Below are 7,777 nucleotides of genomic sequence, written 5' to 3'. Positions count from 1 at the left end.
AATAAAAATAATCTCCTGACTCCTGATGACCGGCTACTGACTCCTGACTCGGTTGAATTATGAACTGGGGTGATGGGGTGATGGGGGTGGGGAGAATAAATAAAAATAATCTCCTGACTCCTGATGACCGGCTACTGACTCCTGACTCGGTTGAATTATGAACTGGGGTGATGGGGTGATGGGGGTGGGGAGAATAAATAAAAATAATCTCCTGACGACCGGCTACTGACTCCTAACTGCTGTTAACCAAAGTGATTACTGTCACTTCGGGGGGACAAAAAAGACGACCGGGAAAATAGGTTCCTAAGCCGCGATTAACATATAATTGATTTTCCCCGACTCGATGAAATCCCTCGGACCATTGCCAGTATCGGACTACTCTGCTAAACTGCCGATGAAAGGGAACCCATGGACGATAGGGTTCGGGTAGTGATCGCCTAAGTTCCTCTAAAATTATCGGTAGGGAACCCATACCGGGGATAGTCACTTGGCCTCCGTGGGTATGACCGGATAGCTGCAAATCTACGCGCCAATCCTTTAAAATCATGGCTGTATCGGGATTGTGGGAAAGGACGAGTCTGGGTATATCCGGGGAAATTTGCTCGAGGATTTGCGGTAAAAATTCCCCAGACCAATAATCGGCCAATCCGACAATGGGAAAATTTTCGCCGTAGGGTGTGACGATTTCATTCCAGAGTACCCGAATTCCCACGCTAGTTAGGGCCGATCTGACCGTTTCCCTTGCGTTGGGAAGATAACTGTCATGATTTCCTAAACAAGCATAAATACCCCCTTGACTTTTGAGAGCTTTTATGCTATCTACCAGGGCAAAAATTGGACTGGGACTATAGGTAATAAAGTCCCCCGTCAGGAAGATGAGATCGGGTTTTTCCTGATTAGTAATGGCGATCGCTTCTTGCAGGACAGCTACAGGCAAATGCTGTGCATCGCAGTGCAGGTCTGACCACTGCACCAACTTGATCCCTTGCAGGGCTGCCGGTAAGCTGGCAATTGCGATCGTTAATCTTTCTACCTGTAAGGATTCTAACCAAAAGGGTCGCATCGGTGAGCCGTTGTCGGTGAGTATGTCAACAGTCTATCAATTCCCGATGGGGTTGTTGGGGGATGCTTCCGCAAACATCCCTCTCTTAAAGATTAGCCTTGAAATTTATCGATAATTCTTTCCATAGCGGCCTCGACGTTGGCACGACTATTAAAAGCCGATAGCCGGAAATAACCCTCTCCGGCGGCCCCAAAGCCAGATCCGGGGGTTCCCACCACATTACAGGTATGTAGCAGTTTATCGAAGAAATCCCAACTCGATAGACCCTGGGGCGTTTTTACCCAAACGTAGGGCGCATTTACGCCACCATGGACTTCTAAACCGGCGGCGGTTAATTTTTCTCGGATAATTGTTGCATTTTGTAAATAAAACTTGACAAGTTCTTGTACTTGTGCTTGTCCTTCTGGAGAATAAACCGCCTCGGCCCCCCGTTGGACAATATAGGAAACGCCGTTAAATTTGGTCGATTGCCGACGATTCCACAGTTTCCAGAGTTGCACATCACTGCCGTCGGCCGCTTTGGCCATGAGACTTTGGGGAACCACGGTTAAAGCGCAACGGGTCCCGGTAAAACCGGCATTTTTAGAAAAAGAGCGAAATTCGATCGCACATTGCCGCGCCCCCTCGATTTCATAGATGGAATGGGGTAAACTGGCATCGGTGATAAAGGCCTCGTAGGCTGCATCAAAAAAGATAATCGATCCGTTGGCCCTAGCATAATTAACCCAGGCTGTCAAGTGTTCTTTGGTAGCTGTGGCCCCGGTGGGATTGTTGGGAAAACAGAGATAGATTAAATCAACTTTTTCCGCCGGAATCTGGGCAGTAAAGTTATTTTCGGCGGTAATTGGCAGATAAATCAGACCCTCGTATTCGCCGCGGTCGTTGACCTCTCCCGTGTGTCCGGCCATAACGTTAGTATCGACGTAAACGGGATATACTGGGTCGGTAACGGCGATCGAGTTATTATCTCCAAAAATATCGAGAATATTGCCCGTATCGCACTTAGAACCGTCGGAAATAAAGATTTCATCGGCACTTATATCACAACCGCGAGCCTGAAAATCATGGACGGCGATTTTCTCCCTTAACCAAGCATAACCCTGTTCGGGACCGTAACCCTTAAAGCTAGAGCGATCGCCCATTTCCTCCACTGCTTTAATCATGGCCTCGCGACAAGCTAGGGGCAAAGGTTCGGTGACATCCCCAATCCCCAGACGGATAATGTTAGCATCGGCATTGGCTGCCGCAAAAGCTTGGACTCGTCGGGCAATTTCCGGGAAAAGATAACCCGCTTTTAGTTTTAAGTAATTACTGTTAATGGTTGCCATAATTATTCTCGTTTCAGTCGCAACCTTTAATTTTATAACAGTCAGTCGTCGGCCGTCAGTTTCGATCGCCCCCCTTCACGCAGTAGGATTGGGTGTGGCCTGTTGTCTTTCGATATACAATCAGAGAAAAACCTCTTAATAACTGACATTAGTATGGGTGAATCAAAACGTCGTCAATCGGCCCTGGGTGATAAGTATGGACAGGAAGAAAACATCCTGCCTTGGCTACCGATTACCAAAAGTCAAGCATCCCAAGCTTACAAGTTAACCACTAGGGGTGCCTGGATTGGTATAGGAGTTTTAGCTGGGGTTTGGGTAGTTATTCGTTTTGTCGGGCCGGCCTTCGGTTGGTGGAATGTCCAATAACTGGTTAAAGCTGCATCAGTTTGGGGGTTAGGGTTTTAGGGTGTTGGGGTTTTAGTTGAAATTCCCCCACTTCCCCACTTCCCCACTTCCCCACTTCCCCACTTCCCCACTTCCCCACTTCCCCACTTCCCCACTTCCCCACTCCCACCAGAAAATTAATTTTATTGGTTTGCCAAGATCTGGTCATCGATCGCCAAGTCTATTTCTTGTTGATCGCGACCGGAAGCGAGATAATCATTCTGGAAGGAGTCTGTTAAACCACTGACGAGATCATATTCAGGCTGCCAGTTTAACTCCCGGGTAGCTTTATTAATATCAGCGTAAAAATGTTGAACCCGCAGGGGGAAAGGTTTCTTTTTGCCGAAGTCAAATTTTTTGGGGTTATAGTTAACAATCTCGATTTCCTCGGCATTTTTCCCCATGGCTGCCGCGCAAGCTTTTGCTAAACCGTTAAAAGTCACATAGCGATCGCCTGAAATATTATACACTTGACCGATAGCCTGAGAATTACCCAATACTGCGGCCATGGCCTTAGCTAGATCGACAACGTGACCAAATTGGGTAAAATGTTCCCCATGACCGGGTATAGGAATAGGACGATTACGAACCAAACGGTCAAAAAACCAAGCTTCTAGGTCATTATAGTTGCCCGGTCCGTAGATATAAACCGGACGGATGGAAGTCCAGGGTAAACCCATCTCGCTTAAATAGTTTTCTGTCTCGTGTTTTCCCTTGTGGCGACTTTTGGGATCTAGTTTATCCCCTTCTTTATGGGGCATTTGGTCGGATTTTAGATAAACCCCCGCCGAGCTAACATAGACAAAATGCCCGATTCTGTCCCTAAAAATTTCGACGAGGGGCTGAGTATCACTTAATTCTCTGCCATTATTATCGAAAATTGCCTCAAAACTCTCATTTTTAAGCTTTTCTTTAAGTTGTAAGGGGTCAGTGCGATCGCCATGAATCTGTCGTACTCCGGCAACCGGAGCGGGTTTATTGCCACGATTGAATAATACTACCTCATGACCCTGTTCTACTAACACTTTAGTCAAAGAAACACCGATAAATCGGGTTCCACCCATAATTAAAATTTTCATAAGTCGCCATTGTCAATATCAAGGTTATATTATCCCTCGATCGGTGCAGTTTGTGGCTTGTTAGTTGTTGGGTTTTGGGGGCATCCCATAACTATAATACTAAATCGGTTGAGGAGAGGCACTCTTGGGATAGGGAGAATAAGTAATCAGGTTTTAATAACCGGATTTAGTCTGAATTGGCGAAGTTTCTGTAAAATGAAGGTAATTAGGGCTTGCTGAATAAATCTAAAAACCTTGTTGGATAAGGCTTTTAGACTTTTTTGACCTCAAAAAGTGCCGACCATTGGAGGGATCGGGGGTAAAATTCAGGTACTTTTTCCCTGAAAATTAGGTAACTGACTACCTCAAAATCGGTAAAACCCTACACCCCACACCCCACACCCCACACCCTGCCCCCACCAACAAACTTTTTCAGCAGACCCTAATTAAAGATTCCCCTAGTTTATGCAGTTTTTTAACCGATATTTGTGACAATTGTTATCAGGAAGCGGTGGAGAATATGCGAATTAAATATGATGCTAGGTTTCCCGATATTTGTACTTTTTCTAAGGATATTGATAGTTTATTAAATCATAAGTTTTGGCAGGATGAAAAATATACTAACCCCTAATCCTTCGGGGGAATTGCCATCACTTGATTATTATTAATCACCAATTTACCGCCCAATTTTTCGATATTTTCCTGAGCTAACTTGCGGGTTTCTTCGTTTTGGCTATTCAGCCAGACTAACATCCAGGCACCAACTCTGGGAGCGCGACTATCGGGATTAGTTTCTAAAAATTTTACTGTTCCCCTAGCGGATTTTTCGATAAATTCATTACCGGCAATTTTCGCCCAATCGGCGGCCATTTGATAGGATTTTTTGGCCGCAGGAATATCGCCTAAAAATAATAGTTCATCCACTCCTTTATATAACCAAATAAAATAGGCATCGGTGACATCAGGAGTGAGTTTTGATAAACCCTTATTCATAATCTCAATTGTTCTTTCGGGTTTGCCGGCATTGACAGAAGAAGGGACGGACATCATCAAATAGGCGCGGACAAATTTCGGGTCATTTTTAGTGACAATTTCCATAAAATCGGGACTTAAACCGTAGCCAGTCTCCTTGCGAGCATCCCCATCGCCATAGTATTGAATAAACTGTAACATTGACCAATTGGCTAACATATTGTCAAAGCCAAAAGCTGGCATATTTTTTAATAACTGAACCTGAGCATTTTCTAGGCGAGATTCTTGACTATAATTTCTTTCTAATAACTTTTCTTTGGTCAAGGTTTTCACCTTTTCCTGTTGCATTTCCACAATGGCCATGATGAGTCCACCGATAACGGCAACTAAACCAAGAGTTTTAAGTAGGGATAGATTGAGAGATTTTTTAGCGTCTAGCACAGCTTTAAACGAAAGTCAATAATATTAACAAAAATAAAAGGTTTTTCGGTTATTTTAAGTAGGTAGGTGTTAAAAGTTGTCAGACACCCCCCTTATTAAGGGGAGACTAAGGGGGGATCGGCACCCCCCTTATCAAGGGGGGACTAAGGGGGGATCAGAGGCAAAATCTATCTTCAATTTAATTATAGCGGTAAGCGCTTGGGTGAGATACAGACCAAGCTTTGCCTAGCATGGTTTATAGCTCGTGACACTGTGCCTCATACGACTGCACACCGCTATAGAGACTGTTCGTCAATAGACCTCTTGCAAAAATCAAAAATCTGACCTTAGGTGAGGAGTCTCCGAGCCAGTATTCAGGAGTCAGGAGAATTAAGAATGAGCATTAATCAATTAAATGCTCTATTTAGGGCTTTTATGCAATTTTATGTCTATTTTTCTCATTTTTGCACTCTCAAAAATTAATTATGCAAGAACTCTAATGAATATTAAGCGGTAAACTGACCACTTTGATCAACCTCCCTATTGTTGAGAAGTAAATCCCATTGAGAGAGTTTGTCCATATTTGAAAAACTTATTGGCATGGAGTAATTTTAACTCCCTTGATCACCCAAGAAGTAAACTTGACAATGAATTTAAGGCATTGTAGTTGGGGGCGGCGCCGGGGTAGGAGGCTCACCGAGCATATTGCCATTGATACATATCCGGCCACTGGGGATAAACGTAATGTTATCCATTAAAGTAGTGGTAGCCACACAGATTGTGGCCCTGAAACGCCCATCTGGATCAAGACGGACTGCTCCTGCATGATTTCTAATATCGTTATCAAATAGGGTTGCTGCACGGGCTTCATAGTTGGCACCGAAAGCATTGGGAGTAGCACTAGAAACAGGAGAACCAGCCTCACCTCCTGGGATATCCCTAAAATTATAATATCTACCGGTGATCATGTCCCTAATGGGTAATTGATCTAAGCTGGCAAAAGTAGGATTTTCGAGGCGATAACTCTGTTGGGCGCGATTGATTTGTCCCAGTATCGCGACTGCTTCTGCTTCCCTACCTTTGGCGACTTGTCTTAATAGATTCGGTAAACCGACGGCAGTGAGAACCCCTAATACAATCACCACTACTAGCAATTCTATTAAAGTAAAACCCCTAGCTTTTTTCCCTTGGGATTTAATTGCTAAAAAAAGAAGGTATTTCATGGTTAGGCCCCGGCAACATTGCCTGTATTTTTCTAGTTGGGCGTTGGAGGTTTCAGCTATCAGCTTCTTAAGGCAATAGGCAAGGGACTCCAAGAAAGAATCTGGCAATTCCCTTACCTAAAAAGAAGGTCAGTACGTCATGGCTTTCAGCTTAACAAATTAGGTTTAAGATTCGGTCTTTGTTATCAGAGGTGAGTTTTTATTTCACTGTTTACTGATTACTGTTCACTGACTAAAATCCTATCCCCAAAGTAACCAAGAGCGCAGATTTTCCAAGAGAATATTTCCCTGTCACCTTCCGCTAACTATCAATTTTTGGTTGTTACGCCAGAAAGCTTTTAGGCAATCTGGGAAGAATATCTATTGGACTGCTGTGCTTCCAGCTGGACAAGCCGTACTACCGCCAGTTGTAGTCGCTTGGACAAAAGTTGCAGTCGGGCTAGCTGTTTCACAAATAACTGAACTGAAAACACCAGCAGTAGTTTGACCGACTCCACCAGAGTAGTCGCGAATATCGTTGGTGTAGGTGCTGATAGCGCTAGCATCAGTTATAGCCCCAGTGGCACTAACGCCGGTAGAGTTGGGGTAGGTGTAGTATGTACCTGTTATAGATACGGGCAACTGGTTAGCACTAGCTGAGGTGGAGAATGTTCCAAAACTACCAGTCTCTAAGCGGTAAGCCTGTTGAGCGCGGTTAATGGTACCGAGGTTGTTGCGAGCTTCAGCTTGTCTGCCTTTGGCCACCTGACCGAGGAGGTTGGGGAGAGCGATGGCGGCCAGTACACCGATGATGATAACGACCACTAGGAGTTCGATGAGAGTGAAACCCTTGTTACCGTTCTTTTTGTTGAGAGCTTGAATGAGTTTGAATTTGAAAGCGGAGTTCATGGCTGGATTCCTGATAGATGTTTTTTTGTCTGTAATCAACTTACCCATCTGTTTCAGAAAACCTATCACCCTTGCAAAAAATTTTTTTTGGGTAAGTGGGGTGATGGGGTGATAAGTGAAGTAGGCTAAGACGCATTTAAACCGCTTATTCTTAGATTAGCGGAATCTCCCCCAATGCCTTTACTATTGCCTCTTGCCTAGTCTCAACAAGCAATTTAAATACTTAAGTAGGTAGGTGTTAAAAGTTGTCAGACACCCCCCTTATCAAGGGTATATCCCCCCGCCTATCGGCATCCCCCTTATTAAGGGTATATCCCCCCGCCTATCGGCATCCCCCTTATTAAGGGTATATCCCCCCGCCTATCGGCACCCCCCTTATTAAGGGTATATCCCCCCGCCTATCGGCACCCCCCTTATTAAGGGTATATCCCCCCGCCTATC

8 protein-coding genes and 2 pseudogenes are annotated in these 7,777 nt (G+C 44.7%); 3 read left to right on the top strand and 7 right to left on the bottom strand.

Annotated features, from left to right (window positions below; translation table 11 throughout):
* Positions 1 to 232 precede the first annotated feature (232 nt).
* The gene (locus N0824_RS06360) at positions 233 to 1,063 is read right to left on the bottom strand and encodes a metallophosphoesterase (RefSeq protein WP_108936141.1); all 831 of its coding nucleotides are present in this window, start codon (positions 1,061 to 1,063) and stop codon (positions 233 to 235) included.
* Between the two features lie 92 nt (positions 1,064 to 1,155).
* Positions 1,156 to 2,391: an LL-diaminopimelate aminotransferase gene (locus N0824_RS06355; protein WP_108936140.1), complete on the bottom strand. Its 1,236-nt coding sequence runs from the start codon at positions 2,389 to 2,391 to the stop codon at positions 1,156 to 1,158.
* A 153-nt stretch (positions 2,392 to 2,544) separates the two neighbouring features.
* Here N0824_RS06355 and N0824_RS06350 point away from each other — a divergent pair, with 153 nt between their 5' ends.
* Positions 2,545 to 2,757 carry a DUF2839 domain-containing protein gene (locus N0824_RS06350; protein WP_002759416.1) on the top strand — a complete coding sequence of 71 codons (213 nt, stop codon included), beginning with the start codon at positions 2,545 to 2,547 and terminating at the stop codon, positions 2,755 to 2,757.
* A gap of 4 nt (positions 2,758 to 2,761) precedes the next feature.
* Here N0824_RS06350 and N0824_RS20670 read toward each other — a convergent pair whose 3' ends face one another.
* Both N0824_RS20670 and N0824_RS06345 read right to left on the bottom strand, forming a co-directional pair.
* Positions 2,762 to 2,944 (bottom strand): hypothetical protein, encoded by a 183-nt coding sequence (locus N0824_RS20670; protein ID WP_158269540.1) that lies wholly within the window; start codon positions 2,942 to 2,944, stop codon positions 2,762 to 2,764.
* A complete protein-coding gene (locus N0824_RS06345; protein WP_108936139.1) occupies positions 2,919 to 3,854 on the bottom strand; it encodes an NAD-dependent epimerase/dehydratase family protein in 936 nt (311 codons plus the stop codon). Before N0824_RS06345 ends, N0824_RS20670 begins: the two co-directional genes overlap by 26 nt.
* Positions 3,855 to 4,275: 421 nt before the next feature.
* Here N0824_RS06345 and N0824_RS06340 point away from each other — a divergent pair.
* Positions 4,276 to 4,464: pseudogene (locus N0824_RS06340) on the top strand (DUF29 family protein); the annotation flags it as partial.
* Here the strand turns inward: N0824_RS06340 and N0824_RS06335 are convergent.
* Positions 4,461 to 5,246: a hypothetical protein gene (locus N0824_RS06335; RefSeq protein WP_108936138.1), complete on the bottom strand. Its 786-nt coding sequence runs from the start codon at positions 5,244 to 5,246 to the stop codon at positions 4,461 to 4,463. The pseudogene N0824_RS06340 and the gene N0824_RS06335 sit on opposite strands and share 4 nt — an antisense overlap.
* Before the next feature lie 505 nt (positions 5,247 to 5,751).
* Between N0824_RS06335 and N0824_RS06330 the strand changes: the two are divergent.
* Positions 5,752 to 5,868 (top strand): annotated as a pseudogene (locus tag N0824_RS06330) (IS630 family transposase); the annotation flags it as partial.
* 10 nt (positions 5,869 to 5,878) lie between these two features.
* Here N0824_RS06330 and N0824_RS06325 read toward each other — a convergent pair.
* Together N0824_RS06325 and N0824_RS06320 are read right to left on the bottom strand one after the other, a co-directional pair.
* On the bottom strand, positions 5,879 to 6,448 hold the full coding sequence (locus N0824_RS06325; protein WP_108936137.1) for a type IV pilin-like G/H family protein: 570 nt from the start codon (positions 6,446 to 6,448) through the stop codon (positions 5,879 to 5,881).
* Between the two features lie 360 nt (positions 6,449 to 6,808).
* On the bottom strand, positions 6,809 to 7,336 hold the full coding sequence (locus N0824_RS06320) for a type IV pilin protein (protein ID WP_108936136.1): 528 nt from the start codon (positions 7,334 to 7,336) through the stop codon (positions 6,809 to 6,811).
* Between the last annotated feature and the right edge of the window lie 441 nt (positions 7,337 to 7,777).

The sequence above is a fragment of the Microcystis sp. 0824 genome (assembly GCF_003112475.1).
Classification (GTDB): Bacteria; Cyanobacteriota; Cyanobacteriia; order Cyanobacteriales; family Microcystaceae; genus Microcystis; species Microcystis aeruginosa_C.
This window is presented reverse-complemented; position numbering and strand designations above follow the sequence as displayed.

What these genes read in the sequence shown, in the direction of transcription:
- N0824_RS06360 (WP_108936141.1), bottom strand. Translation starts at nt 1,063, where the DNA reads ATGCGACCCTTTTGGTTAGAATCCTTACAGGTAGAAAGATTAACGATC.
- N0824_RS06355 (WP_108936140.1), bottom strand. Translation starts at nt 2,391, where the DNA reads ATGGCAACCATTAACAGTAATTACTTAAAACTAAAAGCGGGTTATCTT.
- N0824_RS06350 (WP_002759416.1), top strand. Translation starts at nt 2,545, where the DNA reads ATGGGTGAATCAAAACGTCGTCAATCGGCCCTGGGTGATAAGTATGGA.
- N0824_RS20670 (WP_158269540.1), bottom strand. Translation starts at nt 2,944, where the DNA reads ATGACCAGATCTTGGCAAACCAATAAAATTAATTTTCTGGTGGGAGTG.
- N0824_RS06345 (WP_108936139.1), bottom strand. Translation starts at nt 3,854, where the DNA reads ATGAAAATTTTAATTATGGGTGGAACCCGATTTATCGGTGTTTCTTTG.
- N0824_RS06325 (WP_108936137.1), bottom strand. Translation starts at nt 6,448, where the DNA reads ATGAAATACCTTCTTTTTTTAGCAATTAAATCCCAAGGGAAAAAAGCT.
- N0824_RS06320 (WP_108936136.1), bottom strand. Translation starts at nt 7,336, where the DNA reads ATGAACTCCGCTTTCAAATTCAAACTCATTCAAGCTCTCAACAAAAAG.